Genomic DNA, 25804 nt, shown 5'->3' with positions numbered 1-25804 from the left:
CAAGGCTACTTGAGGAGCGGTTGCGAAGCAAGGCACCGCCGGTTGGCTGATGGATTTTTGCACGGCTGCCGGGCCTGAAGCGGCCCGGCGACCGGTTGTCAGATTGAGGTGCGGCGATAGTGGCGGTACTGCGGCAGCCAGAAATTATTGGCCACCGCCTGTGACAGCACATCTTCCGACGTCACCACCGCAACGCCCGCCAGCTGGGCGGCTTTACCCACTTCCATGGCGATGATTTTCGACACGCCCTGAATATCTTTGATCTCCGGCAGCACCGGGCCCTCGCCTTCGTTTACCAGCGGCGAGCAGTCGGCCAGCGCGCGGCTTGCCGTCATCAGCATTGAGTCGGTGACGCGCGTCGCGCCGGAGGCGATCACCCCCAGCCCGATGCCAGGGAAGATATAGGAGTTGTTGCACTGGGCGATCGGGTAGACTTTGCCTTTCCAGCTTACCGGCGAGAAGGGGCTGCCGGTCGCGACCAGCGCCGCGCCGTCGGTCCAGGCGATAATATCCGCCGGGGTTGCTTCCACGCGCGACGTCGGGTTTGAGAGCGGCATAACGATAGGGCGCGCGCAGTGCTTGTGCATCTCGCGGATAATCTCTTCGGTAAACAGGCCCGGCTGGCCGGAAACGCCGATAAGAATATCGGGACGGGCGTTGCGCACTACGTCCAGCAGCGAGATAGCATCGCTGGCGGTATCCCACTCTTTCAGGTTCTCGCTCTTCTGCACCAGCTTGCTCTGGAAGTCGAGCAGGTTCGGCAGTTTATCGGTCAGCAGGCCGAAGCGGTCAACCATCAGCACGCGGGCGCGCGCCTCTTCGTCGCTCAGGCCTTCCGATTTCATCTGCGAGATAATCTGCTCGGCGATGCCGCATCCGGCGGAGCCTGCGCCGAGGAACACCACCTTCTGCTCGCACAGGCGGCTGCCTGCGGCGCGGCTGGCGGCAATCAGCGTGCCGACGGTCACGGCGGCGGTGCCCTGAATATCGTCGTTAAAGCAGCAGATTTCGTCGCGATAGCGCTGCAGCAGCGGCATGGCGTTTTTCTGCGCGAAGTCTTCAAACTGCAGCAGCACGTTCGGCCAGCGGCGTTTTACCGCCTGGATAAAGTCATTAACGAAGGCGTCGTACTCTTCGCCGGTGATGCGCGGGTGGCGCCAGCCCATATAGAGCGGATCGTTAAGCAGCTGCTGATTGTTGGTGCCGGCGTCCAGCACCACCGGCAGCGTATAGGCCGGGGAGATGCCGCCGCAGGCGGTATAGAGCGACAGCTTGCCGATAGGAATACCCATGCCGCCGATGCCCAAATCGCCAAGGCCGAGAATGCGCTCGCCGTCGGTGACCACAATCACCTTCACGTTCTGCTTGGTGGCGTTTTGCAGCATATCTTCGATATGGGCGCGGTTCGGATAAGAGATAAAGACGCCGCGCGCGCGACGGTAGATCTCGGAAAAGTGTTCGCAGGCTGCGCCGACGGTCGGGGTATAGATAATCGGCATCATCTCTTCGAGATGGTTGTCGAGCAGGCGATAGAAAAGGGTTTCGTTGGTGTCCTGAATATTGCGCAGGTAGACGTGCTTATCGTTATTGTTTTTAAAGTCCTGGAACTGACGCCAGGCGCGCTCTGCCTGCTCTTCAATGCTCTCAACCGCTTCCGGTAGCAGGCCGTTGAGGTTAAATTCGTTGCGCTCTTCCAGTGAGAAGGCACTGCCTTTGTTCAGCAGGGGAAATTCCAGCAGGATCGGGCCAGCGTAGGGGATATACAGCGGACGCTTACTTTCGTACTCATGTTCCATGAATTGATGCTCCGGTTGCGGTGTTGTCTGGCAAAGCTCAGACGCCAGTCGTTCTTTTTTTGTGTTGCTGGCGCACGATCCTATGAAATTTCTCGCCGATGTACAGCTTTTGTAAATAAAAGATATCGTAAGTGTTGGAAAGCGTGTTCTGTGCCTCAGCCTTTGCGCAGCGTCACGCGGACCAGCTGCTCGCACCCCAGCGCGGCCAGGGTCGCCTGAGTGGCGGCGAACTGAGCCAGCGTAGCGTTTTCCACTTCGGCCAGCGCGGCTGCCTCGATGCTTTCGCAGGCTTCCCCCTGCATATTCAGCAGGATCAGCGCTGCCTGAAGCGGCGGCAGGCTCGGGTTAAAGGCGGCGTTCTCGGCGTAGCGTCCGGTGACCGTCACGCCGCTCGCGGTGCGCAGCGCAATGCCGCTGTGCGAGCCGCTGTAGGGCGCATGGCTCTGGTTGGCCGCCGCGACCGCCGCCTGAGCGAGCGCGTCGCCGTCCGCCTGATAGCCGTGATCCACGCTATCCAGCAGCAGGGTAGTAATGTTCAGATCGCGCGGGCCGAAGGCGTCGGGCAGGTAGTCAGCCAGGGTGCTGACGCCGCGCCCCGGCAGGCTGATGCGCAGTTCGGTGCCGCTGTTGAGTTCGTTCATAAACTGGCGGCAGTGGCCGCACGGCGTGTAGTTGACGGTGACGGCCTCCAGGCGCTGCTCGCCGCGCAGCCAGGCGTGCGCGATGGCGCTCTGTTCGGCGTGGATCGTCTGCTGCAGCGCCACGCCTGCGAACTCCATATTGGCACCGAAGTACCAGTAACCGCTGACGCCGCGCGCCACGGCGCCGACGTTGAAGCGCGAGACCGGCGCGACCGCGCAGGCCGCCGCCAGCGGCAGCAGCGCCAGCGCCAGCGCGTCGGCATCCAGCCGGGTCTGCTGCATCAGCGACGCGACCTGCTCCGGCGTCAGCGCCGCCTTAAACTGCGCATCGTCAAGAACCGGACGCAGGGCGCTTTGCAGAGCAGCGGGCAGCGCGTCGAAGGCGGAGGTGAAACGTGGATGCATGATAGCCTCGTCAATATCAGGCGGCCCATTGCCGCCAGAGGGGTTATATGTGATCTGTATCGCTCTGACAATGCAACAGATTTGCATCGTTTCAACTTTGCGAGATCTATCGCAAAGTTTTACCCAAGAGCGTGCAGCAGCAGCGGAAAAATAAAGGGCGCCAGCAGCGAGGTGATAATGCCGCACAGCACCAGCGCCAGCGAGCTGAACGCCCCCTCCTGATAATCTACCTCCGCCGCGCGCGCGGTGCCGAGCGCGTGTGACGCATTGCCGATCGCCAGCCCGCGCGCCGCGCGGGTTTTTACCCCCAGCAGGTTCAGCACCATATGGCCGAAGACCGCGCCGAGCACGCCGGCAATCAGCACGCAGATAGCGCTGATGGCGGGAATGCCGTGCAGCGAGGCGGAGACCGCCATGGCGATGGGCGTGGTGACCGATTTGGGCAGAATAGTGGCGGCGATTTCTGGCGTCGCGCCCATCCACAGCGCGATAGCGGTGCCGGAGACCATCGCCGTGAGGCTGCCGATAAAGCAGACGCCGATCAGCGATTTCCAGCGCGCGCGAATTTGATGCATCTGCTCATAGAGCGGCAGCGCCAGCGCCACCACCGCCGGCTGCAGCAGCTGGTTAAGGATCTGGCTGCCGGCGAAATAGCGCGCGTAGGGGATCTGCAGCACCAGCAGCAGCGGGATAATGATCGCCATCGACACCAGCAGCGGATTGATTATCGAGATTTTCAGCTTCGCCGCCAGGCGGCGCGCCAGCATAAAGGCGCCGACGCTCAGCGGCAGCGACCACCAGATGTCACTCACTCGGCTTCTCCTGCACGCTGCGCGTATGAATTTTATGGGCGCTCCAGCCAACAATCGTCAGCACCAGGAAGGTGCTGATGACGACAGAGACCACGATGGGACCGAACTGCGCGCTCAGTACGTCGGTGTAGTTGATGATGCCGACGCTGATGGGCACAAACAGCAGCGCCATATAGCGGATCAGCAGATGGCAGCCTGGCTTTACCCAGTCCACCGGCAGGATTTGCGTCGCCAGCAGCGCGAACAGCGTCAGCATGCCGAGGATACTGCCGGGAATGGTGATCGGCAGCAGCAGGGCGATGGCGTTGCCCGCATAGAGGCAGAGATAGATGATGACGAAGGCGCGCACGTAGCGCCAGCACAGAGAGAGCAGAGTGGACATAGCAGGCTCCTGTTTTTACTGCACAACATCATACGCGACAAAGCATAAAAAAGGGCGACATTGCTGTCGCCCTGGGCTTTAACTAGGGTGCCGGTCGCGGGTGACCTGGACCGATCGCAAAGTCGCTCAAGGCATCCCTGCGCGCTCGGCACGCGACATCCTGTCGCGTGACGCTTTGCTCTTCGGTCCAGGTCACCCACTCCTGAACTATTGTGCGGCCAGCAGGGCGACCCCAAGTGTGCGGCCAGCAGGGCGACCCCAGGCCGCCTCAATCCCCGCCTGCGCCCTTTACTTAACCGGCATGCCCGGCTGCGCGCCGCTGTCAACGGAGAGCACAAACAGATCCTTCCCGCCAGGGCCAGCAGAGAGCACCATGCCTTCCGAGACGCCGAAGCGCATCTTACGCGGCGCAAGGTTAGCAACAATAATGGTCATCTTGCCGATCAGCACCGACGGATCCGGATAGGCCGCGCGAATACCAGAGAAAATCTGGCGCTTCTCGCCGCCCAGATCGAGCTGCAGGCGCAGCAGCTTATCGGAACCCTCTACCAGCTCGGCGTTTTCGATCAGCGCTACGCGCATATCGACCTTCGCAAAGTCGTCGATGGTAATGGTATCGCCAATCGGCGCATCCGCCAGCGGGCCGGTGGCCGGTTTACTGGCGGCAGCCGCGTCCTCTTTTGACGCTTCAATCAGCGCATTAACTTTGGTCATTTCAATACGTCCATACAGCGCTTTAAACGGCGCAACCTGGTGGTTAAGCAGCGGCTGCGCAATCGCATCCCAGCTCAGCTCGCTATTAAGGAAGGCTTCGGCGCGCTCGCTCAGGCTCGGCAGCACCGGCTTCAGCCAGGTCATCAGCACGCGGAACAGGTTAATGCCCATCGAGCAGATCGCCTGCAGATCGGCGTCGCGGCCTTCTTCTTTCGCCACTACCCACGGCGCCTGCTCATCCACATAGCGGTTAGCCAGATCGGCCAGCGCCATAATTTCGCGAATGGCGCGGCTGTACTCGCGGCTCGCCCAGGCTTCGCCAATCTTGTCAGAGGCCTCAACAAAGGTCTGGTAGAGCGCCGGATCCGCCAGCTCGGCTGAAAGCTGGCCGTTAAAGCGCTTGGTCAGGAAGCCAGCGTTGCGCGACGCCAGGTTCACCACCTTGTTGACGATATCGGCGTTGACGCGCTGCACGAAATCTTCCAGATTCAGGTCGATATCGTCGATGCGCGAAGAGAGCTTGGCGGCGTAGTAGTAGCGCAGGCTGTCGGCGTCCAGATGCTGCAGCCAGGTGCTCGCCTTAATAAAGGTGCCGCGCGACTTAGACATCTTGGCGCCGTTTACCGTCACATAGCCGTGTACGAACAGATTGTTGGGCTTGCGGAACTGGCTGCCTTCCAGCATCGCCGGCCAGAACAGGCTGTGGAAATAGACGATATCCTTGCCGATAAAGTGATACAGCTCGGTGGTGGAGTCTTTCTTCCAGAACTCGTCGAAATCGATATCGCCGCGCTTGTCGCACAGGTTCTTGAACGCGCCCATATAGCCGATTGGCGCATCCAGCCAGACGTAAAAATATTTGCCCGGCGCGTTGGGGATCTCAAAGCCGAAGTAGGGCGCGTCGCGGGAGATATCCCACTGCTGCAGGCCAGACTCGAACCACTCCTGCATTTTATTGGCCACCTGCTCCTGCAGCGCGCCGGAACGGGTCCACGCCTGCAGCATGGCGCTGAACGACGGCAGATCGAAGAAGAAGTGCTCGGAGTCGCGCATTTCCGGCGTGGCACCCGATACCACCGACTTCGGCTCGATCAGCTCGGTCGGGCTGTAGGTGGCGCCGCACACTTCGCAGTTGTCGCCATACTGGTCCGGCGATTTGCATTTCGGGCAGGTACCCTTAACGAAACGGTCCGGCAGGAACATCCCTTTTTCCGGATCGTAAAGCTGCGAAATAGTGCGGTTCTTAATAAAACCGTTCTCTTTCAGGCGGGTGTAGATCAGCTCAGAGAGCACGCGGTTCTCATCGCTGTGCGTCGAGTGATAGTTGTCGTAGCTGATGTTGAACCCGGCGAAGTCGACCTGATGTTCCTGACTCATTTCGGCAATCATCTGCTCCGGCGAAATGCCTAACTGCTGCGCTTTCAGCATGATCGGCGTACCGTGCGCGTCGTCGGCGCAGATGAAATAGACCTGATTGCCACGCATTCGCTGGTAACGCACCCAAATGTCTGCCTGGATATGCTCGAGCATGTGGCCGAGATGGATTGATCCGTTCGCGTACGGCAGGGCGCACGTTACCATTATTTTTTTAGCGACTTGAGTCATAGTTTGCGTAGCTTTCTGTTGATTGAAAAAACGGGCTTAGATGGTAACTCATGCCCTGGCGGGCGTAAACACAAGGGCGGGTCTGGCGTCTACCGCGCCGACATCTGATATCATTGTTGTGATACCGCTGAACCCAGCGACAGAAAAAATAACAAGGAGTGGGGATGACAGCACAATCCCGGACATCACATTCACCTGAAGCCTTGCGCGCCGTGGTAATGGGCGTACTCAGCGGCTTTCAGCATCCGACCCTCGAACGCAATCTTACCGCGCTGAAAGCGCTGCATCATGTGGCGCTGCTGGACGGCAAGCTGCATATCGAACTCTGCATGCCGTTCGCCTGGGCGAGCGCGTTTGAAGAGCTAAAGGCGCAGGCCAGCGCTGAGCTGCTGCGCCTGACCGGCAGCGAGGCGATCGACTGGCGGCTGCGTCACGATATCGCCACCCTGAAGCGCGTCAAAGGCCAGCCCGGCGTTAACGGCGTGAAAAACATTATTGCCGTCAGCTCCGGCAAGGGCGGCGTCGGCAAGTCGAGCACCGCCGTCAATATGGCGCTGGCGCTGGCGGCGGAAGGGGCGCGCGTCGGCATCCTCGACGCGGATATCTACGGCCCCTCGGTGCCCAACATGCTGGGCACCGAGCATGAGCGTCCCACCTCGCCGGACGGCACCCATATGGCGCCGATTATGGCGCACGGCCTCGCCACCAACTCTATCGGCTATCTGGTTACCGACGATAATGCGATGGTGTGGCGCGGCCCGATGGCGAGCAAGGCGCTGATGCAGCTGCTCAACGAAACCCTCTGGCCCGATCTCGACTATCTGGTGCTTGATATGCCGCCGGGCACCGGCGACATCCAGCTGACGCTGGCGCAGAGCGTGCCGGTGACCGGCGCGATTGTCGTGACCACCCCGCAGGATATTGCGCTGATCGACGCGCGCAAAGGCATGGTGATGTTTGAGAAGGTCAACGTGCCGGTGCTGGGCGTGGTGGAAAATATGAGCCTGCATATCTGCAGCCACTGCGGTTTCCATGAGCCGATCTTCGGCACCGGCGGCGCGGAAAAGCTGGTGGCGGACTATCAGACGCAGCTGCTGGCGCAGCTGCCGCTGCATATTAACCTGCGTGAAGATCTGGACGACGGCGAGCCGACGGTGATCCGCCGACCGGAGAGCGAGTTTACCGCGCTCTATCGCCAGCTGGCGGGCCGCGTCGCGTCGCGCCTCTACTGGCAGGGGGAAGTGATCCCCGGCGATATCGCCTTCCGCGCGCTGTAAAATCCTGTGCCGCTGGCGTCACCTCAGGACGCCAGCGGAAAGTGCATCAGCACATATTTTCCCTGCTCGCTCTCGCCCTGCGCGATGATCTTCCAGCCGTGCTTTAAATAGAACGCCTGCGCCGCCTTGTTCATCAGCAGGCACTTTAGCGCGCCGGTGCTGGTAAAGCGCGCCTGGACTCTCTCCAGCAGCGCGCTGCCAACGCCGCGGCCCTGCCAGGCGGGATCGACATAGAGGCTGTGAAGGAAATTGTCATTTTCCAGCACGCCGGCAAAGCCGACGCGATGGCCATCCAGCTCGGCCACCCAGACGGTCTCGCCCAGAATCACGCTGTCGAAATCTTCCAGCTGCCAGTGGCTGTCGTCGAGCCAGCGCCAGTTATGGCGGCGCGCGGCCAGGAACAGCGTGCGCAGGAATGGACGATCGGCTTCGGTATAAGAACGTATCTGCACGGTAAACTCCCTTAACGGCAATCAGCATGCCGGCCATATCCGCAAACGGGAGAGAGGCGCTGGCTCGTTATGATTAAGCGTCTCTACAAAACTAGCAGGTCTACGACGAAAAGATAAACCGCGTTAAATCAAGGTGCTTTGCGTGTAGAATGCCGGGGCGGCGTCAATAGCGGTGCGGCTTGCCGCGTTTGATAGCTTTCGTTTATCTGATTGATAACGACTGCATATTAGAAGTTGGCCCGAAAATTTTGTAACGTACATCACATCTTTTAGCGGAGGACTTCAGATGTCTATCATTAATACCAAAATCAAACCGTTTAAAAACACTGCGTTTAAAAACGGCGAATTCATTGACGTAACTGAGAAAGACGTTGAAGGTAAATGGAGTGTGTTCTTCTTTTATCCGGCTGACTTCACCTTCGTATGCCCGACCGAACTGGGTGATGTGGCTGACCACTATGAAGAATTCCAGAAACTGGGCGTAGATATCTACTCTGTTTCTACCGACACCCACTTTACCCACAAAGCCTGGCACGGTTCTTCTGAAACCATCGCGAAAATCCAGTACGCCATGATTGGCGACCCGACTGGCGCGCTGACCCGCAACTTCGAAATCATGCGCGAAGCTGAAGGCCTGGCTGACCGCGGTACTTTCATCGTTGACCCGGAAGGCATCATCCAGGCGATCGAAATCACCGCTGAAGGTATCGGCCGCGACGCGTCTGACCTGCTGCGTAAAGTGAAAGCGGCACAGTACGTTGCTTCTCACCCAGGCGAAGTTTGCCCGGCTAAATGGAAAGAAGGCGACGCAACCCTGGCTCCGTCTCTGGACCTGGTTGGCAAAATCTAATTTCCCTGCCGCTTTTCGATCTTTCTCTAATCGGGTGCTGCGGCACCCGATTTCTTCTGACAGGAACTCACTATGCTCGACACTAACTTAAAAACCCAGCTCAAGGCCTACCTTGAGAAATTAACCAAGCCTGTTGAGTTGATCGCCACCCTGGACGATGGCGCCAAATCAGCGGAAATTCGTGATTTGCTGGTGGATATCGCAAGCCTGTCTGAAAAAGTCAGCTTCCGCGAAGAGAACGATCGTCCGGTACGGAAACCCTCTTTTCTGATCGCTAACCCTGGCTCGCACAGCGGCCCGCGCTTTGCCGGTTCGCCGATGGGTCACGAATTTACCTCTCTGGTGCTGGCGCTGCTGCAGACCGGCGGTCATCCGTCGAAAGAGACGCAGAGCCTGCTGGATCAGGTTGCGTCGCTGGATAGCGACCTGCATTTCGAAACTTACTATTCGCTGTCATGCCACAACTGCCCTGACGTTGTGCAGGCGCTGAACCTGATGGCGATTATCAATCCGCGCGTCTCGCATACGGCGATTGACGGCGGCATGTTCCAGAATGAAATTACCGAGCGCAACGTGATGGGCGTGCCGGCGGTTTACCTGAACGGCAAAGAGTTCGGTCAGGGCCGCATGAGCCTCGCTGAGATCGTCGGCAAGGTCGACACTAACGCCGACAAGCGCGCGGCAGAAGAGCTGAACAAGCGCGACGCCTATGAAGTGCTGATCGTCGGCAGCGGCCCGGCAGGCGCGGCGGCGGCGATCTACTCGGCGCGTAAAGGCATCCGTACTGGCCTGATGGGCGAGCGTTTCGGCGGCCAGGTGCTCGACACCGTCGATATTGAAAACTACATCTCCGTGCAGAAAACCGAAGGCGCGAAGCTGGCTGGCTCACTGCGCGCCCACGTTGACGACTATGACGTTGATGTAATCGACACCCAGAGCGCCATCAAGCTGATCCCGGCGGCGAAAGAGGGCGGCCTGCACGCTATTGAAACCGCTTCAGGCGCGGTGCTGAAATCACGCAGCATTATCATCGCTACCGGCGCACGCTGGCGCAACATGGGCGTGCCGGGCGAAGAGCAGTATCGCACCAAAGGCGTGACCTACTGCCCGCACTGCGACGGCCCGCTGTTTAAAGGCAAGCGCGTCGCGGTAATCGGCGGCGGCAACTCCGGCGTTGAAGCGGCTATCGACCTGGCAGGCATCGTTGAGCATGTGACCCTGCTGGAGTTCGCGGGCGAAATGCGCGCCGATCAGGTGCTGCAGAACAAGCTGCGCAGCCTGAAAAACGTCGATGTGATCCTCAATGCGCAGACCACGGAAGTGAAAGGCGACGGCAGCAAGGTGACCGGCCTGGCCTATATCGATCGCAATAACCAGACGGCGCACGATATCGCGCTGAGCGGTATCTTCGTGCAGATCGGTCTGCTGCCAAACACCACCTGGCTGGAAGGCGCGGTTGAGCGCAATAAAATGGGCGAGATCCTGATTGATGCTAAATGCGAAACCAGCCTGAAAGGGGTCTTCGCGGCGGGCGACTGCACCACGGTGCCGTACAAGCAGATCATTATCGCCAGCGGCGAAGGCGCGAAAGCCTCTCTGAGCGCGTTTGATTATCTGATCCGCACCAAACCGGCTGAATAATTTTTTTGCGATAGCCACGCAACGGCCCCGGGACTGCTGTCTCGGGGCCTTTTTTTTTAATAGCCCGCCAGCGACATCAGCATCATCCACAGCGGCGTGGTTACCGCCGCAAACAGCGTAGAGAAGAGCATACTGGCCGCCGCCGGGCCGGTCAGCACGTTGAACTTTTGCGACATCAGGTAGACGTTAATGCCGACCGCCATCGATCCCAGCAGCACCACCACGCGGCTCTCCAGCGGCGGCAGCTTAACCAGCCAGGCGATTGCCCAGACCGTCATCGGCTGCAAAACCAGCTTAAGCAAACAGATGGTGTAGCTTTCGCGCAGCCCGTCGCGCACGCGATAGTGCGCCAGGCTCATGCCGAGCGTAACCAGCGAGAGCGGCGCGGCTATTGAGGCCAGCATACGCAGCGGCTCCGCCGCGATCGACGGCAGCGGCTGCTGCAGAAAACTCCAGGCGGTGCCGCTGAGAATGCCGATAATCAGCGGATTCTTCGCCACGCTGAGCAAGGTATGACCGATGCCTTTCAGCGAGAAGCTACCCTGCTTTGCCCACTCTACCGAGAGCGTCAGCAGCGTCCAGAGGATCAGGCTGTTGAACACCAGCACCAGCGCCACTGACGGCAGCGCCTGCGGGCCAAGCAGCACCGTCGCCACCGGAATACCCAGCATCACGTTGTTAGAGAAGATGCCGCCGAGCGCAAAAACCGTTCCCGCCACGCCGTCGAGCTTAAACAGGCGCGCCGCCAGCAGGCGGCCGAGAATAAAGATCAGCAGACAGCTGCCAAAAAAAGCCAGCAGCAGCCGCACATCTACCGGCGGGCTTTTATAGAAGTCGCTCATAACGCGAAACAGCATACAGGGCAGGGCGACGTTGAAGACAAAGCGGTTCATGCCTTCGCTGATGCTGGCGGGCCATTTTCCCAGCCGCGTCAGGCAATACCCCAGCAGGATCAGAATAAAGAGTGGACCTGACAGATAAATTTGATGGCTTAAGCTTTCCAGCAGCGGTGGCATAGCGCGTGTCTGATCGAGAGAGGATAATTATCATGCTAACAAAATGATAACTATATGTTAACCCTGTTCAAACCTCAGCCAGCCGGGTCAGCGCTGTTATCCCAGCCAGCGACGCGCCTGTTGATCGCTGATATCGCGGTAGTAGACGCGATGAATCGCCTCACCGCACCCCTTGCAGCGTGCTGAAACGTAGGTCGAGAAATAATATCTGCCGTTGGGTGCAACCGCCCACTGACGTTCAATAGCGATCTCCTGCCAGCGGTGGCCGTGGGGAATAAGCGCCAGCAGTCGCCTTATGTATCCTGCCAGGGAGGACGATGAGCGTCGTGAAGGCGTTAACCTGTTTAGAGACCGGTTATCTGTCGGGTGGTGCGAGCAGAGTAAAGCTGGTTGCGTGTTCATCTTTTTTTTCGGTAACAGTGAGAGGTTGTGGCAGCAAATAACGCCTACCTATTAAGAGGTACCCGGATGACCCACAGCATTAGGCCCGTTTTTACCCGCACAGGCGTTGATCGGGATCATACGAAACAGCCGGTCAGCTGCATTTCTTTTACAGCCTGTTAGCGACTGTCTCTTTTGCGCAGGCAGAGAGTAAGCAGAGGCGCAGCGGCCTGTGTCGGCGCGCGCTGCCTTATTTATCATTTATTTCGCTCCTGACGGAATAATTGTTCATTCTCGCCAGTGATCTGATTCACAGTTGTTAAGAAACAGAAACCCCCTTTAAAAAAAAGTAATTGCTGCGCCGTCTGTGAATGCCGCATAACACAGCAAGGAAAAGCCAGAGGAATAATCAAATGACAATGGAAAAAGCACAGGATTCTTTATGCTGGTTAGTAAATGAGGCGCAGGCTGGCGAATTATTTTCAGAGAGGGGATTAGCGGTTAACAGCATTACTTTTCCCTGCGTTGAATCCGCGCTGCTGTTAAATTTTAAAAACGAAGTAATGTGCGGCTTTAGCGCTTTTCATCCTGACGGGCTGGCGCTGATATTCCGTCTGCACGATAAAGAAACCATCCCTGGCAGCTTTGAGCTGCACTATAACGAACAGCAAATTATTATTGCCGCCGGCGATGACAGTGGGCTGCTGTATGGCTGGTTTTATCTGCTTAAGCGGCTACGCCTGCGGGATTTTTCTCCGGGGCTACGCATCAGTGAATCGCCCGCCATAAATATCAGGATGATTAATCACTGGGATAATATGGATGGCACCATTGAACGCGGCTACGCTGGCCATTCGTTCTTTTTTGCCGACAATAAATTTATTCAGCATGATGAAAAAATTATTCGCTATGCCCGCCTGCTGGCGAGTATCGGCATCAATGCACTGACGATAAATAATGTTAACGTTCATCAGATTGAGACGCGATTAATTACCCAGGCATTCAGGCAAGATTTAATTCATCTCTGTAATCTGTTTCGCGCATGGGGTATCCGCGTCTATCTGTCGGTGAACTATGCCAGTCCCATAGAGCTGGGCGGGCTAAAAACAGCCGATCCGCTGGATCGGCAGGTGAAAAGGTGGTGGCGCGACTGCTTCGATGCGCTCTATCAGGATATTCCAGACTTAGGGGGCGTGGTGGTTAAGGCGGACTCGGAGCACCGTCCCGGCCCCTTTAGCTACGGCCGTAGCCACGCCGAGGGGGCCAATATGTTAGGTGAGGCGCTGGCTCCCCACGGCGGCGTGGTTTTCTGGCGCTGCTTTGTCTACAACTGTCGGCAAAACTGGCGCGACCGCAAAACCGACCGCGCCCGTGCAGCCTGGGACCATTTTGCGCCGCTTGACGGCCAGTTCCGCGATAACGTTATTCTGCAAATCAAAAATGGCCCGATGGATTTTCAGGTGCGGGAGCCGGTTTCTCCGCTGCTGGGGGCCATGCCGCGCACCAGTCAGGTGCTGGAGCTGCAAATTACCCAGGAGTATACCGGCCAGCAGATCGATCTCTTCTGGCTGGTGCCGCAGTGGAAAACCATCCTGGCGTTTGATACCCATCTCACCGCTGGCCCCTCAACCATTGAGGATCTGGTGTGTGGCCGTATGCACGACACGCCTTTTGCCGGCGTCACCGCCGTGGTTAACGTTGGCGACGACAGGTGCTGGACGGGCCATGTGCTGGCCCAGGCCAATCTTTACGGCTACGGCGCGCTGCTCTGGAACCCGACAAGAGAGGCGGAAGAACTGGCGCGCGAGTGGAGCCAGCTTAGCTTTGGTATGCACCCGCAGGTGACCGACACCGTCAGCTATCTGCTGCTCACCAGCGGCGAGACCTATGAGAACTACAGTGCGCCGCTGGGCGTGGGCTGGATGGTCAATCCCCATCACCACTACGGCCCGAATGTCGATGGCTATGAGTACGATCTCTGGGGAACCTACCACTATGCCGATCGCAACGGGCTGGGAGTCGATCGCACCTCAGCAACCGGCACCGGCTTTGTCGCGCAGTATGCCAGCGCAAACGGCCGCTGTTACGACGATCCCCAGCGCTGCCCTGATGAATTAATTCTTTTCTTCCACTTCCTGCGCTATGACCAGCCGCTAAAGAGCGGCAAAACCGTTATTCAGCATATTTATGATACCCATTTTGCCGGCGTCGAAGCGGTAGAGGATTATATTCGGCGCTGGGAAACGCTGGCCAGTCTGCTCCCCGCTGAAATATATAACAACGTTGCCGAACGTCTGGCGAGACAGCGAAATAATGCCGTTGAGTGGCGCGACCGGATTAATACCTATTTTTACCGCAAGTCAGGCATTGAAGATAATCAAGGCAGGGAAATCTATAAATAAAAAAACTGACAGTAACGGGAGACTGTTCCCGCGCTTACCGCATGGAGCCTACAATGAAAGAGCCTCGTACTTTAACAGTAAAGAATTACATAGGATATGGCGTCACGGATATATTTGGTGGCGGTGCCTTTGCAGTCATTGGTGCATGGTTAATGTATTTCTACGTGACCTACTGTGGATTAAGCCCAATTGAAGCAGGGTCGATACTTTTTATTGCAAGGATACTGGATACCTTTATCAGCCCGCTGGTGGGATATATCACTGATAATATCGGTAATACGCGCATCGGCAGGCGATTTGGTCGTCGGCGATCGTTTCTGCTGATGAGCTGTCCGCTGCTGCTGGTTTATGCCCTGATGTGGGTGAATAATATGAACTACTTCTATTATCTGGCGACTTACCTGATGATGGAAGTGGTGGCGGCTATGATTATTATTCCCTATGAAGCCATTGCCTCTGAAATGACCAGCGATTATAAGGAACGAACCCGACTGTCGGCGGCCAGAATTATCGCCTCGGGCGTGGGCACATCGCTAGCGACCTTTATTCCCGGACAGTTATTTAACTGGCTGGGACATGACTCAACCTGGGTCTTTTTTATTAACGGGGCGTTATTCACCCTGCTGTCGATGATCATGGTGATGATTACCTGGTTCACCACCTGGGAACGCGAGGCGGAGCCGCCACTCCCGACCGCAACGCCGCGCAAATCCTGCCGAACCATCCTCACTGACATTGTCAGGGGGATGTTTACCAGCCTGAAAGTAAAAGCCTTCAGACAGCATCTGCTGATGTATATCCTGTCGTTCACGGCGATGGATTTACTGAGCTCCGTCTTTGCCTTCTACATCATCTTTGCGCTTCATCAGAGCGCCACCCTGGCCGCTAATCTGATGTCGGTGGGAATTTTCTGTTTTGGCTGGGGAACCGCAACCTTTGCCTGGGGCTTTATCCGCTTTAAACCTGCCAGGCTGCTGCAGCTCTGCTATCTGATCGTTATGCTCTGTATGCTGGCCTTTACCGCCTTCTATTTCTACCAGCCCGTCTGGATGGTGCCGGCCTTATATGCTGTCGCCTTTATCTATCAGCTCTTTAAAGGCGGCTATGTCTACCTGTCATGGAATATCTATCCCTTTATTCCCGACGTTGATGAAATCATGACCAGACAGCGGCGTGAAGGGACTTTCGCCGGGATGATGACCTTTGTCAGAAAAAGCACCCTGGGGGGAACGGCGCTGGTGGTGGGCATCCTGCTTGAAATGAACGGATTTGTTACCGGCGCCAAAATCCAGCCTGAATCGGCGGTTGATGCCATTACCGCGATTGTCTGCTTCGGCTCAATCGGGCTCCTGCTGCTCGCCCTGATTGTGGCCTCGCGCTTCAGGCTGGACAGGCATACGCATCAGGTTTTGCTGAATGAGATTGCCCGGCTGAAAGAGAGCAAGGGTGATAAATCCAGCGTCACCCCGGAAACGCGAACCATCATTGAGAGCCTGACAGGGGTCAGCTATGAGAAGGTCTGGCAGGATGATAAACCCGCCGATCCGCCTTGTTGTCAGCAAGCGAAAACTGAATAAGCGGAGAGCTTATTTTCTGTCAGACAGAGGTGATTAATGGATGCTAATTATCAGAACCCATCACTGCCGGTGGCGGCACGTGTGCAGAGCCTGCTCAGCCAGATGACGCTGGAAGAGAAGCTGGCGCAGATGCACAGCTGGTGGCTGGTTGTTGCCGAAAATGGCGAGGTGAGTGAGCGTCAGGATGCGAGCGATGCCTTTAGCCACCGCATGGCGAAGGCCTCCTTTGAGGAGAAGATCGCGCTGGGGGTAGGGCAAATTACGCGGCCTTTCGGCAGCGGCATTATCGATGCCGCCGCGGGGATCGCCTGTTTCAATGCGCTGCAGCGGCGCATTATCACCGCTGGGCGCTTTGGTATTCCGGCGATGTTCCACGAGGAGTGCCTGACAGGGCTGATGTGCCTGGGCGCGACGCTGTTCCCCGCCTCGCTGAATATGGCCGCCACCTGGAATCCCGACTTGATCAAGTCGATGGCCGCCTGTATCGGCAGGGAGGCGCGCAGCATCGGCTGCCGCCAGGGACTGGCGCCGGTACTGGATGTATCGCGCGATATTCGCTGGGGGCGCACCGAAGAGACCTTCGGGGAAGATCCCTATCTGGTCGGCATGATGGCGGTCGCCTATGTGCAGGGACTGCAGGGGGAAAAACGCGATCTGCTGGCCACCCTTAAGCACTATGTGGCGCACTCCTTTAGCGAGGGCGCGCGCAATCACGCGCCGGTCCATCTCGGCTTTAAAGAGCTGAACGATATTTTTCTGCTGCCCTTTGAGATGGCGGTAAAGCTGGCAGATGCCGGGTCGGTGATGCCCGCCTATCACGATATTGATAATCAGCCCTGTCATAATGATGCCTTCCTGCTCAACGAGGTACTACGTCAGCGCTGGGGATTTGACGGCCTGATAGTGGCGGATTATGGCGGCATCAGCCTGCTGCATCAGCACCACGGGGTGACGGCTGACCGGGCCGAATCAGCGGCCAGCGCCTTTAACGCCGGGCTGGATATTGAGTTGCCCAAAGATGACTGCGCGGCGTCGCTGAAGGAGGCACTGGCGCGCGGCCTGATCGACGAGGCGACCGTTGATAGCATTGTCGGCAGGATCCTCACTGAGAAGTTCCGAACCGGCCTGTTCGATCGCCCGCTGATTGCCAGCCCGCAGCCTGACTTTCAATCGCCGCAGGCGCGGCGTCTCGCCCGTCAGGTAGCGGTTGAATCCATCACCCTACTGGAGAATGACGGCACGCTTCCGCTGCAGCGGCAGCATCTCAGGTCGATTGCGGTAATCGGCCCAACGGCGGACGATCCGCTGGCGCTGCTCTCCGGCTATAGCTTCCCGGTCCATCTGATTTTAAGCGATGCGCAGGTGAAGACCGCTCAGGTGGTGACACCGCTGGCGGCGCTGCGCGAGGCGCTGCCCGACTGCCGGATCCTCTATCAAAAGGGGTGCCATATTTTGACGCAGCGCGCCGCCGGGACGCCGGTCTTCCCCGGCGACGTAGGCAAAGCGTCAACCTCATCGCCGGTGTCGCAGGATGAATCCCTGATTGCCAGCGCGGTGGAGGCAGCGCGTGCGGCGCAGTATGCGCTCTGCTTTGTCGGCGACCTGTCGGGGCTGTTTCAAAGCGGCACGGTGGGTGAGGGATCCGATACCGACAGTCTGAACCTGCCAGGGGTACAGCAACAGCTACTGACGGCGATCGTTGAGACCGGGGTGCCAACCATTGTGGTGATGACCAGCGGTCGTCCCTATAGCTTACAGGGGCTGGAGAAGAGGCTGGCCGGATATCTGCTGGCGTGGCAGCCGGGGCAGGAGGGAGGCTACGCCATTGCTGATATTTTAACGGGCAACCAGAGTCCCGGCGGGAAGCTGGTGCTCTCGGTTCCGCAAAATGTCGGCGCCATGCCCTGTTTCTACAACCATAAAGTAAAGAGCAGCGGAACGCCGGTAGCCTTCCATTTTCCTCCACGCTACGCCTTTGGCTATGGGCTGACTTACTCCACTTTTGCTTTTTCTGCGCTCATGCTGCCGAAAACCACCTTCGCCATGCACGATGAGGTGACCTTCTCCCTCAGGGTCACCAACCGTGGCAACCGTGATGCGACGGAAGTGGTTCAGGTCTATTTACAGGATCTCCAGGCCTCGCTGGTACGGCCGGTGAAAGAGCTAAAAGCGTTTCAACAACTGCGGCTACGGGCCGGAGAAGCGGCAGAGGTGCGTTTTACGCTGCCGGTCGATATGTTTAATTTCACTGACAATCAGGGCAAACGACGGGTGGAGCCGGGCGCGTTTCAGTTAATGATTGGTAATTCCTCACAGAATATTTTGCTGCAGCAGCAAATCGTTCTGGTGGGAGAGGTACGCATTCTCGATGAAAACTGGCGCATGCAGAGTTATGCCGAGGTGAACAAAGAATAAGACGTTAAGTCAGCAATTAACTGAATGAAGGCAGGAAAATAAAGTCGGCCAGGCTACATATAAACCGCTCGCTGAGCGGTTTATTATTATATTGCACACCTTGTTAATTTATTTGCGCAGTTTTAATTATGCGCACAATCACAGTTGATATATTTGATAATTGTGAAGTTAAAAAACATGAATCACCTGCGCGACTGTTCACGTTATTATCACTCTACCCAGGGAGATGCTCACAATAAAAGGAAATGATGATGCGTATAAAAACAGCTTCACTGATGACTCTTGTCTCAGCTTTAATTACCACAACCTCTGCGTCTGCACTGACGTTTTCGTCTCCTGAACTCGACTTCCGGGAAACTTATCTTACCGGTAGTGAGTTATTTCAGACCAAGCTGCAAATTTCAACCGTTATTAATGACAGGATCTGGCTGGCCTATCACAACACGGTTAACCATGGCTCGCGTATGAATGAGTTCAAAAATAACTATTCAGAAGTAGAGGCCTCCTGGTTTATCCCGATCACCGATAAATTTGCGGTGATACCCGATGTGATATTTAACTGGGGGAAAAGCGGCAGCCATATCGATCCCTACCTGAAGGCCAACTATCAGTTTTTGCGCGCTTTTGGCGTTATGGTCGGGTATCGTTATTACCATAATAACTTTAAATCGGTCGCGCTTAACAATGAGCAGCAGAGAAACAACGCACACGAATATAATTTATGGCTTAACTGGCAGATAAATGACCGGGTCTTTGCTAACTACAACCCGGTCTTCCTGAAAAAGCAGAATGACTTCCACTTTGGCAATAACAAGAAAACCATGTGGCAGCATACCCTGTACGTCAACTATAAATATGACCAGCACTGGACGCCTTATGTGGATGTCTCTGATTTAGGGCGGGCTAATAACGGCAAAAAAGAGTACCGTTCGCGTGTGGGTATTAAATATACCTTTTAATCCTGTGCTTCACCTGGGCTGACAATCGCTAATATTACTTCGTATCCCTGGGGTTTTGCTTTTTTAGCGCGGTTAAAAGCAGCGTCTAAACGCAAAACAAACAAGCGATTATTCATCAGCGTGATGCATATGATAGTTAGTGCGGTACTCTTTCGGCGTAACCTTGTAGGTTTTTTTAAACACCAGATAGAAGTACTGCAGCGAGGGGTAGCCCGCGATACGTGAAATATCTTTCAGCGACAGTGAGGTGTTGATCAGTAAGTTGCGGGCATTATTGATTTTTTCGTTATGGATGATGGCGTGGATCGTTAACCCGACATGCTCCTTAAAGCGCATCTCAAGGTTGGTTCTGGAAAGCCCGACAAAACTGATGACCTGCTCAACCTTGATGCCTCTGCAGGCGTTGTTACGGATATAGTGCATAGCCTGGATAACATAGGGATCCATAATCGAGCGATAGTCGCTGGAGCGACGTTCGATCAGCTTATGAGGCGGAACAACAATGCGCTGTAGCGGTATTACTCTCTGCTTCAGTAAGCGATGCAAAAGCTCAGCGGCGCGGTATCCCATTTTTTTAGAGCCGTGCACAACGGTGGAGAGCGAGATACGCGATAAATACTGAGTCAGCTCTTCATTATCAATGCCGATAATGGCGATTTTTTCCGGCACCGGAATATGCAGATTTTCGCATACCTGTAACAGATGCCGCGCCCGGGAATCGGTGACGGCGACAATGCCGGTGCCCTCGGGCAGGGAGGCAACCCAGTTAATCAGGTGATGCTGCGCTTGCTGCCAGTTATCGATATTAATGTCGTGGCCGCGATAAATAAGTCCCTGACGGTTTTTTTGCTGTAAACAGCGCGTAAATGCCTGTTCACGCTCTTTTGCCCAGCGCTTGTTGCGGCAGGCTGGAAAGCTGTAGAGGGCAAAGTGATGGATGCCTTTATTCATCAGGTGATCCAGTGCCACCCTGACCAGCCCCTCATTATCGGTGGCGACATAGTGCAGCGGGGGGAAATCATTTTTTGAGAAATAGGAGCCGCCGATGCCAACCACCGGAAGGCTCAGCTTTGTCAGCTCTTGCTCGACGGCAACATCATCACAGTCAGAGATAATACCATCCACATCCCAGTTGCCGATTTTAACAATGTTACTGCGGAAGTCATCCTCAATAAAAACATCCCACAGCGTATGTGATGAGTGAAGATATTCACCAATGCCCTCGATAATCTGCCGGTCATACGCTTTATTGGCATTAAACAGCAGCGCAATACGGAAAGTTTTTTCACGCATGTTAATATCCCTGCTAAGCTGGCGTTGAAAGCTAATTGCATACAATTGCTTTACATTAATGAGCAATTGAATAGCTGAAAGGCGGTGTAGAGCAGTTCTTTTATTATCGGTGGAGCAGTGAACGTTTATAATTGATGGGCGTACGATACTGGCTTATGGTAAAGCGTTTTTTGCCCCTGTCGATTTTTTCAGAATAAATAATGAGTGTCATAGTGTACCGCTCGTTTCCAGCCATTTAACTTTCGTTTCCGATACAGGGTCGGGAAATAGCATCTGCTCTGTGCATCCGCGACGCCTGGTGGCGGCGAGGCGCTGCAGTGGAAAATTCTTAACGCGCTTATCAGAGGCCGCTGTCGAGACTGTCTTTAACCAGCATAATCCATGAGAAGGGAACGGCAGGCTTAGTCTCTCTCTTCGACAAGTTCAGGACAGGTGAAAAATATTGTGCATCTAAATCAGATCCCAGGTCAAAAGTAACGCGAAGGGGCTGTTCAATGCTGCCTGCATATTTTTTCCTTACCCTCAGCTTGTTATGGGATAGCTTCTGTAAGCTGACAATAAATCACTGCAATGAGATCTAATCAAAAAATTACGCATGAATCCTTGTTGTGTTCATTCAAATAAATAGGAGGTTACGATGGTTGCGAAAAAGAATATGGCAGCTAGCAGGAATAGTGTGAATTTAACTTTTAACCATGAAGTCATTTCTTTGGGCTGATATTTAATGAAATCATAATGATCAGGGTTCATGTTTCTGACTGCGAAACTTCCTTTTTTAACAATGAGAGGGAATATAAAATAAAAATCTTTTTGCATTGATAAAAATACCCCTCCCGCCTGAGCGAGGATTATACCTGCGGGTAAATAGCCAAACTTTTTCTTAAAAGCTTCACATAGTTTATTATGCTGTTTGTTTTTTAACACAGAATAACCAATCGACATTAATCCAAACAGGATACACAAAAAGGTGCATACAGCAGGTATAAGTTTCATTATTTACCTATGACCTCATATATTGACTCACCCAGGACCTCTCCTTTACGTGATAAGTATTCTCCGCCTAAGTAGCCCCCTCCTGAACCAGGTACTACACCAGGATCACCTTCTCTGGCCTGTGGCTTACCGAACGCAATACCCAGGGCAGTCCCCGCGATTATCTTTCCTCCGCAGGTTGTTTTATCTCCTTTGCAAAGTACAACGCCTTTTGCCATAAGTCCCTCCATTGACTATGGGTATTGTGCGATGTTCATTTTAAGACCAGTTATGCAAAACGCAATACCCCACGCGGCGAGCTTGTATCCGCAAGCCACTTCCCCTAATCTGCCGGGGAGTAACTTATTTTGTACTTATGACTCGGGGTGCCCTTCTTTGTGAAGGCTGAGAAATACCCGTACCACCTGATCTGGATAATGCCAGCGTAGGGCCACCGTCAAAGACGTAAATGTAACCCGTTTTTATTAAAAACAACGGGTTACTTATCTCTCATTGCTCTCGAACTTTTACTGAGGTCAATTGAGGGTGACATTGTGGGGTATAAATCTCTTCGTTATACATTCCGGCGTTTAAATACGTATTACATTCAATTCCGTTTTCCTGACGGTAAATCATTCAAACGTAGCCTCGACACTGACAGCTTTCGTGTTGCCAGCGCAATAATGGCTTCGCTGATTCCCCTGGTTCCATTTGTCCAAGATCAAACTCTTGCACTGACAGATTTCACTAAACGCATTGATGCAATCAAATCCTCAATAGCAGGTGATTTGAAAAGTGTTCTTTCATTTGCTGGTGGTAAATCAAAATCTGAGAAATTTGTAAAGCCTAAAGAGGTTAAATCTGGTTTGTCACTAGTTGAAGCCTGGGAAATGTATAAGGCAGCTAAAGGCACAAAGTGGAGTCGTGGAATAGCACAGGCCAATGAGCGCTTTATGGAAGTTTTGTTTGTGGTGCTTGGTAGGGAGAAGGATGTGATTACAGTTAATAAACACGACATCAAGCAAGTAATGGAAGTGGTTGAAAATCTGCCCAAGCGAGTAGTGCAGCCATACCGCTCAATGACACTGGAGCAATTGATCGCTCTTGAAGAAGTTCCAGCGGCTGATCTTGTAGGTGATGAGGCGATGCACAAGCATCTGAAGATCTACAAAAGCCTGTTCAAAACCTTCCTAACCGATGACAAGGGAATACTTGAAAAGAGTCCTACAGACGGTCTCTCCGCCTCAGCCTCTAAAGCACGTTATGGCGCTTACTCTGCATCTGAGATGAGGAAGTTTGTTCATTGGGCAATTGTTCAGCCGGAGGGCTGGGAAAAATGGATCATGCTGCTGCTAGCTTACACGGGGTGCAGAAGGGCAGAAATAGCCACATTACGTAAGCAGCAAATCAAGTATGACGAAGATAGCAAACGTCACTACCTTCTTATTGCTGAAAATGGGCAGGGCAAGACAGACAATGCTACCCGTAGAGTTGTAATACACTTGCACCTGATTGAATGGGGCTTCTTGGACTTTGTAGCGCAATCTGATGATGTTCTTTTCCCTGATGTCTCAGGAAGCAACATGACGAAGATAGGTAAGACGTTTTCTGATGTCAGAGATCAACTTGGTATCCCCTATCTTGATGACCACCAACAAAGAAGATTACTTCATTCAATGCGTCATGCTGTAGCCACAACTTCAATGGCTGGCTGGGTGAAAAACGTTGCTCACCTACAAGCTACATTAGGGCATCAAATGACAGGGATCGGAGTTACCAAACGATATTTGCACTCCTTCCCATTATCAGCGATTCATTACGTGATTGATGGGTTAGATTGGAGCTAAACTTAAAGGGCTAAAGTTACTACAGACTCACACACGGTGAATTTATCCATTCGTCAATAGCAATAAATCTCGTCAAGATTGACTCAGCTTGTGGCGGGATTTTTCTATTCCTGGCACCTACCCGAAATATTTTGACGCCCCCCTTCCGAACGCACTCGCAAAGCGTTAAGCCGCTACAAATACCCCCGCCAATTTACAAGATTCAAGCCGTTCAAATATCGTGAAGGAGAATAATTTTCATTATCACATTGCGATCAAAGCAAGTGATCATCGATTATTATGCAATCTATCATTGTGTGGACTATAAGATAGTGGCATTGGTCTAGGTGGTTTGGTTAATAAGTAAACAGAATAATCTATCATTTAGCGCTTGACAAACTTATATGATAGTAGCTATCATAACCTAGGTTAAAAGATAGATTGAAAGGGGAGATAGAATGAAGTTTGGTTATGCTCGTGTAAGTAGTAAGGAGCAGAATGAAGCGCGTCAGATGGCGGCACTATCTGAGGCTGGCTGTGATGAAGTGATGTTAGACAAGCTGTCTGGTAAGAACGTAGAACGCCCTCAGCTTCAGCGTATGTTAGACAAGCTGCGTAGTGGTGATCAGGTGGTAGTGAAGTCTGTTGACCGTCTCGGACGTAATACAAAGGATGTGCTGTCGCTGGTGGATGTAATGATTGAAAAGGGCGTCAGTGTCACCTTCCTGGATAATGCGATGGTATTCGATAACACACCTGCAAGCCGTCTGGTGCTTACTATGATGGCCTCTGTTGCAGAGTTTGAGCGTGGGCTGATCAATCAGCGTCAGGCTGAAGGTATCGCCGCTGCAAAGGCTGAAGGTCGTATGGTGGGTAAGCAGATTGATAAGAAGCTACACGCGAAGGTAGCGAAGCTGTTGCAAGCTGGTGGCCTGACCAATCAGGCTGTAGCTGATGCTGCGGGATGTGGCGTTGCAACCGTCTACCGTATCAAGAAGGAATTGGCAGCGGCATAACGCCGCATTGCGTTATGGGTGGTGCACCAGTCGTGGGTCATCGAGAGTTGTTCCAATCACTGCCTTAAAATGCCAGCCCTCAAGCGTCCAGGGCAAGCCGTCTCGTCCTGCTACCAGTGCCTCCCAATCAATACTCATTTGCTCTGCATCCACTTGCTGGCGTTCTTCTGTAGGGAGCTGTAGCGCTCCGCTCACGTAATCCTCAAAGTTATCTTGGTGGATGAGGTAGCCCGGTGCATACTCGATGAATGGCGTTCCATCGATCCTACGTGGGCACGGTATTAGCTTCTCTCTTGCCTTCTCAGGCGTTTTTTGTTGTTCCTGTGTGTTCGTGTTGTCTACCTTGTTTAAATCGCTCCTGATGGTGCTGATTCGCTCATTTCTTGCGGGATCTGCAATGAAGGTATCCAAGTTCTGTTTGTATCGTTTGTTAGCTGCCAAATGGCCTCCTGTAAGTCTGCGGTGATCTGATGCATCCGCTGTATACCGTGCATTAGTCACGGGTTGTGATTAGTGAAAGTGAAACTAGGTGGTGGTATGACTAGTGTGTCAAGCTGCGGTATGAAACGCCGATTTGAATAAAAACTTTTGAAGATGAAATGTTGTTAAGCATAGCGGCACTTTCGCGTGGAAAATTTGCTTCGGTGCAATGCCCATCTCTGGCAGGGGCCAGAAATGATCACAGTAGAATAGAAAAGGGTTTAATAGAGGGTCGTCTCCATCGTCTCTAGGGGTGTATCCCTCGGTATCACTGGATTTAGAAGATTTGGAGGGTCGTCTCCAGGGTCGTCTCCGCATCGTCTCCAGGGTCGTCTCCGGTGTCGATAATCTCTCTCACTCTGTCCAAAGGCAGATCTTTATGGTGCCAAAACCACGTATTCGTTGTGGTCTTGTATCGTTTAGAGACTACCTTCTGGAATGGTCTGGAACGTTTGTAGTTGTGTTCCGTAAGTTTATGGCTGGCGATTTGGCTATCACGCCCAAAGAGGTCTGACACTGCCGCGATTTGAAATACCTTGTGCTTATCCAGGAAGCTCTCCAACTCAACATCCAGCACTGAACGGCTTGCCTCTACCATATCGTAGAAAGTAGCTGTCTTAGGTGCCACGTTTGGTAATGGGGAGACATCCAGTGACATCAGGTGATCGTAAACAAAGTTGATACCCCCTGCTTTTAACCACTCTTTGAAGTCTTGAGTGTCCTGTGTTTTCTCCATACGTGTTGGACAAAACCAGCGGCGTTCTTCTGCTTTGAAGTGGTCAACAAAAACTGGCCACCGAGTTAGAGTTTTTCCAGTATCGGTTTTCCGATTCGTTTGGGGGTAACCCACCGTTATACCCATGCGGCCTTAGCGAGCTGTAATACCCGACGA

22 protein-coding genes and 1 riboswitch are annotated in these 25804 nt (G+C 54.2%); of the genes, 9 read left to right on the top strand and 13 right to left on the bottom strand.

The genetic code is table 11. From position 1 onward, the window contains the following. Positions 1-98 precede the first annotated feature (98 nt). The 5 genes from MHZ97_RS09085 to metG form a co-directional block, all read right to left on the bottom strand. On the bottom strand, positions 99-1796 hold the full coding sequence (locus MHZ97_RS09085; protein WP_103794099.1) for an NAD-dependent malic enzyme: 1698 nt from the start codon (positions 1794-1796) through the stop codon (positions 99-101). A gap of 155 nt (positions 1797-1951) precedes the next feature. Further along, positions 1952-2842, bottom strand: a complete 891-nt coding sequence (cdd, locus tag MHZ97_RS09080) for a cytidine deaminase (protein ID WP_239314420.1) — start codon at positions 2840-2842, stop codon at positions 1952-1954. A 119-nt stretch (positions 2843-2961) separates the two neighbouring features. Further along, positions 2962-3654: a CidB/LrgB family autolysis modulator gene (locus MHZ97_RS09075; protein ID WP_103794097.1), complete on the bottom strand. Its 693-nt coding sequence runs from the start codon at positions 3652-3654 to the stop codon at positions 2962-2964. Then, positions 3647-4036: a CidA/LrgA family protein gene (locus MHZ97_RS09070; protein ID WP_103794096.1), complete on the bottom strand. Its 390-nt coding sequence runs from the start codon at positions 4034-4036 to the stop codon at positions 3647-3649. Before MHZ97_RS09070 ends, MHZ97_RS09075 begins: the two co-directional genes overlap by 8 nt. Positions 4037-4324: 288 nt before the next feature. Further along, positions 4325-6355, bottom strand: a complete 2031-nt coding sequence (gene metG / locus MHZ97_RS09065; RefSeq protein ID WP_239314421.1) for a methionine--tRNA ligase — start codon at positions 6353-6355, stop codon at positions 4325-4327. Between the two features lie 164 nt (positions 6356-6519). On the opposite strand from metG, the gene apbC reads away from it, so the two are divergent. After that, the gene (gene apbC, locus MHZ97_RS09060; RefSeq protein ID WP_239314422.1) at positions 6520-7632 is read left to right on the top strand and encodes an iron-sulfur cluster carrier protein ApbC; all 1113 of its coding nucleotides are present in this window, start codon (positions 6520-6522) and stop codon (positions 7630-7632) included. 23 nt (positions 7633-7655) lie between these two features. Here the strand turns inward: apbC and MHZ97_RS09055 are convergent, their stop codons facing one another. Then, on the bottom strand, positions 7656-8084 hold the full coding sequence (locus tag MHZ97_RS09055) for a GNAT family N-acetyltransferase (protein WP_103794093.1): 429 nt from the start codon (positions 8082-8084) through the stop codon (positions 7656-7658). Between the two features lie 286 nt (positions 8085-8370). Here MHZ97_RS09055 and ahpC point away from each other — a divergent pair, with 286 nt between their 5' ends. Both ahpC and ahpF read left to right on the top strand, forming a co-directional pair. Continuing rightward, complete coding sequence (gene ahpC, locus MHZ97_RS09050) at positions 8371-8934, top strand: alkyl hydroperoxide reductase subunit C (RefSeq protein WP_103794092.1); 564 nt, start codon at positions 8371-8373, stop codon at positions 8932-8934. 72 nt (positions 8935-9006) lie between these two features. Further along, positions 9007-10575, top strand: coding sequence for an alkyl hydroperoxide reductase subunit F (gene ahpF, locus MHZ97_RS09045; protein ID WP_103794091.1), 1569 nt, complete (start codon positions 9007-9009; stop codon positions 10573-10575). 56 nt (positions 10576-10631) lie between these two features. Here ahpF and MHZ97_RS09040 read toward each other — a convergent pair whose 3' ends face one another. Next, complete coding sequence (locus tag MHZ97_RS09040; protein WP_239314423.1) at positions 10632-11591, bottom strand: AEC family transporter; 960 nt, start codon at positions 11589-11591, stop codon at positions 10632-10634. 96 nt (positions 11592-11687) lie between these two features. Then, entirely contained in the window at positions 11688-11888 is a 201-nt protein-coding gene (locus MHZ97_RS22350) for a hypothetical protein (RefSeq protein ID WP_103794436.1), read from the bottom strand. Positions 11889-12535: 647 nt separating this feature from the next. Here MHZ97_RS22350 and MHZ97_RS09035 point away from each other — a divergent pair. The 4 genes from MHZ97_RS09035 to MHZ97_RS09020 all read left to right on the top strand — a co-directional run bounded on the left by MHZ97_RS09035 (position 12536) and on the right by MHZ97_RS09020 (position 19325). Beyond that, the gene (locus MHZ97_RS09035) at positions 12536-14374 is read left to right on the top strand and encodes an alpha-glucuronidase (RefSeq protein WP_239314424.1); all 1839 of its coding nucleotides are present in this window, start codon (positions 12536-12538) and stop codon (positions 14372-14374) included. Between the two features lie 41 nt (positions 14375-14415). After that, a complete protein-coding gene (locus MHZ97_RS09030; protein WP_308544541.1) occupies positions 14416-15951 on the top strand; it encodes an MFS transporter in 1536 nt (511 codons plus the stop codon). 36 nt (positions 15952-15987) lie between these two features. Continuing rightward, on the top strand, positions 15988-18366 hold the full coding sequence (locus MHZ97_RS09025; protein ID WP_103794087.1) for a glycoside hydrolase family 3 N-terminal domain-containing protein: 2379 nt from the start codon (positions 15988-15990) through the stop codon (positions 18364-18366). Between the two features lie 251 nt (positions 18367-18617). After that, complete coding sequence (locus MHZ97_RS09020; protein WP_239314426.1) at positions 18618-19325, top strand: oligogalacturonate-specific porin KdgM family protein; 708 nt, start codon at positions 18618-18620, stop codon at positions 19323-19325. A gap of 108 nt (positions 19326-19433) precedes the next feature. Here MHZ97_RS09020 and MHZ97_RS09015 read toward each other — a convergent pair whose 3' ends face one another. From MHZ97_RS09015 to MHZ97_RS09005, 3 genes are all read right to left on the bottom strand, one after another. Further along, a complete protein-coding gene (locus tag MHZ97_RS09015; RefSeq protein WP_239314427.1) occupies positions 19434-20618 on the bottom strand; it encodes a DNA-binding transcriptional regulator in 1185 nt (394 codons plus the stop codon). Between the two features lie 612 nt (positions 20619-21230). Next, positions 21231-21611, bottom strand: coding sequence for a hypothetical protein (locus tag MHZ97_RS09010; protein ID WP_239314428.1), 381 nt, complete (start codon positions 21609-21611; stop codon positions 21231-21233). Then, a complete protein-coding gene (locus tag MHZ97_RS09005; RefSeq protein WP_146053791.1) occupies positions 21611-21829 on the bottom strand; it encodes a hypothetical protein in 219 nt (72 codons plus the stop codon). The genes MHZ97_RS09010 and MHZ97_RS09005 overlap by 1 nt, the downstream gene beginning before the upstream one ends. A gap of 133 nt (positions 21830-21962) precedes the next feature. Then, a riboswitch (TPP riboswitch) is annotated at positions 21963-22062 on the top strand. 82 nt (positions 22063-22144) lie between these two features. Here MHZ97_RS09005 and MHZ97_RS09000 point away from each other — a divergent pair. After that, complete coding sequence (locus MHZ97_RS09000; RefSeq protein ID WP_239314429.1) at positions 22145-23437, top strand: tyrosine-type recombinase/integrase; 1293 nt, start codon at positions 22145-22147, stop codon at positions 23435-23437. Positions 23438-23874: 437 nt separating this feature from the next. Then, positions 23875-24432, top strand: a complete 558-nt coding sequence (locus tag MHZ97_RS08995) for a recombinase family protein (protein WP_239314430.1) — start codon at positions 23875-23877, stop codon at positions 24430-24432. Positions 24433-24444: 12 nt separating this feature from the next. On the opposite strand, the gene MHZ97_RS08990 is transcribed toward MHZ97_RS08995, so the two are convergent. After that, the gene (locus MHZ97_RS08990; RefSeq protein WP_239314431.1) at positions 24445-24873 is read right to left on the bottom strand and encodes a hypothetical protein; all 429 of its coding nucleotides are present in this window, start codon (positions 24871-24873) and stop codon (positions 24445-24447) included. A gap of 316 nt (positions 24874-25189) precedes the next feature. Further along, positions 25190-25762, bottom strand: a complete 573-nt coding sequence (locus tag MHZ97_RS08985) for a hypothetical protein (RefSeq protein ID WP_239314433.1) — start codon at positions 25760-25762, stop codon at positions 25190-25192. Positions 25763-25804 lie beyond the last annotated feature (42 nt).

It is taken from the genome of Pantoea sp. ACRSC (assembly GCF_022346785.1).
In the GTDB taxonomy this organism is placed as follows: Bacteria; Pseudomonadota; Gammaproteobacteria; order Enterobacterales; family Enterobacteriaceae; genus Pantoea; species Pantoea alvi.
Note: the sequence above shows the minus strand (reverse complement) of the source record. Positions and strands in the feature narration are given on the sequence as shown.

Excerpts from the sequence above, each read along its gene's own strand:
- MHZ97_RS09085 (WP_103794099.1), bottom strand. The coding sequence starts at position 1,796 with ATGGAACATGAGTACGAAAGTAAGCGTCCGCTGTATATCCCCTACGCT.
- cdd (WP_239314420.1), bottom strand. The coding sequence starts at position 2,842 with ATGCATCCACGTTTCACCTCCGCCTTCGACGCGCTGCCCGCTGCTCTG.
- MHZ97_RS09070 (WP_103794096.1), bottom strand. The coding sequence starts at position 4,036 with ATGTCCACTCTGCTCTCTCTGTGCTGGCGCTACGTGCGCGCCTTCGTC.
- metG (WP_239314421.1), bottom strand. The coding sequence starts at position 6,355 with ATGACTCAAGTCGCTAAAAAAATAATGGTAACGTGCGCCCTGCCGTAC.
- apbC (WP_239314422.1), top strand. The coding sequence starts at position 6,520 with ATGACAGCACAATCCCGGACATCACATTCACCTGAAGCCTTGCGCGCC.
- ahpC (WP_103794092.1), top strand. The coding sequence starts at position 8,371 with ATGTCTATCATTAATACCAAAATCAAACCGTTTAAAAACACTGCGTTT.
- ahpF (WP_103794091.1), top strand. The coding sequence starts at position 9,007 with ATGCTCGACACTAACTTAAAAACCCAGCTCAAGGCCTACCTTGAGAAA.
- MHZ97_RS09040 (WP_239314423.1), bottom strand. The coding sequence starts at position 11,591 with ATGCCACCGCTGCTGGAAAGCTTAAGCCATCAAATTTATCTGTCAGGT.
- MHZ97_RS09035 (WP_239314424.1), top strand. The coding sequence starts at position 12,536 with ATGTGCGGCTTTAGCGCTTTTCATCCTGACGGGCTGGCGCTGATATTC.
- MHZ97_RS09030 (WP_308544541.1), top strand. The coding sequence starts at position 14,416 with ATGGAGCCTACAATGAAAGAGCCTCGTACTTTAACAGTAAAGAATTAC.
- MHZ97_RS09025 (WP_103794087.1), top strand. The coding sequence starts at position 15,988 with ATGGATGCTAATTATCAGAACCCATCACTGCCGGTGGCGGCACGTGTG.
- MHZ97_RS09020 (WP_239314426.1), top strand. The coding sequence starts at position 18,618 with ATGCGTATAAAAACAGCTTCACTGATGACTCTTGTCTCAGCTTTAATT.
- MHZ97_RS09015 (WP_239314427.1), bottom strand. The coding sequence starts at position 20,618 with ATGCGTGAAAAAACTTTCCGTATTGCGCTGCTGTTTAATGCCAATAAA.
- MHZ97_RS09010 (WP_239314428.1), bottom strand. The coding sequence starts at position 21,611 with ATGAAACTTATACCTGCTGTATGCACCTTTTTGTGTATCCTGTTTGGA.
- MHZ97_RS09005 (WP_146053791.1), bottom strand. The coding sequence starts at position 21,829 with ATGGCAAAAGGCGTTGTACTTTGCAAAGGAGATAAAACAACCTGCGGA.
- MHZ97_RS08995 (WP_239314430.1), top strand. The coding sequence starts at position 23,875 with ATGAAGTTTGGTTATGCTCGTGTAAGTAGTAAGGAGCAGAATGAAGCG.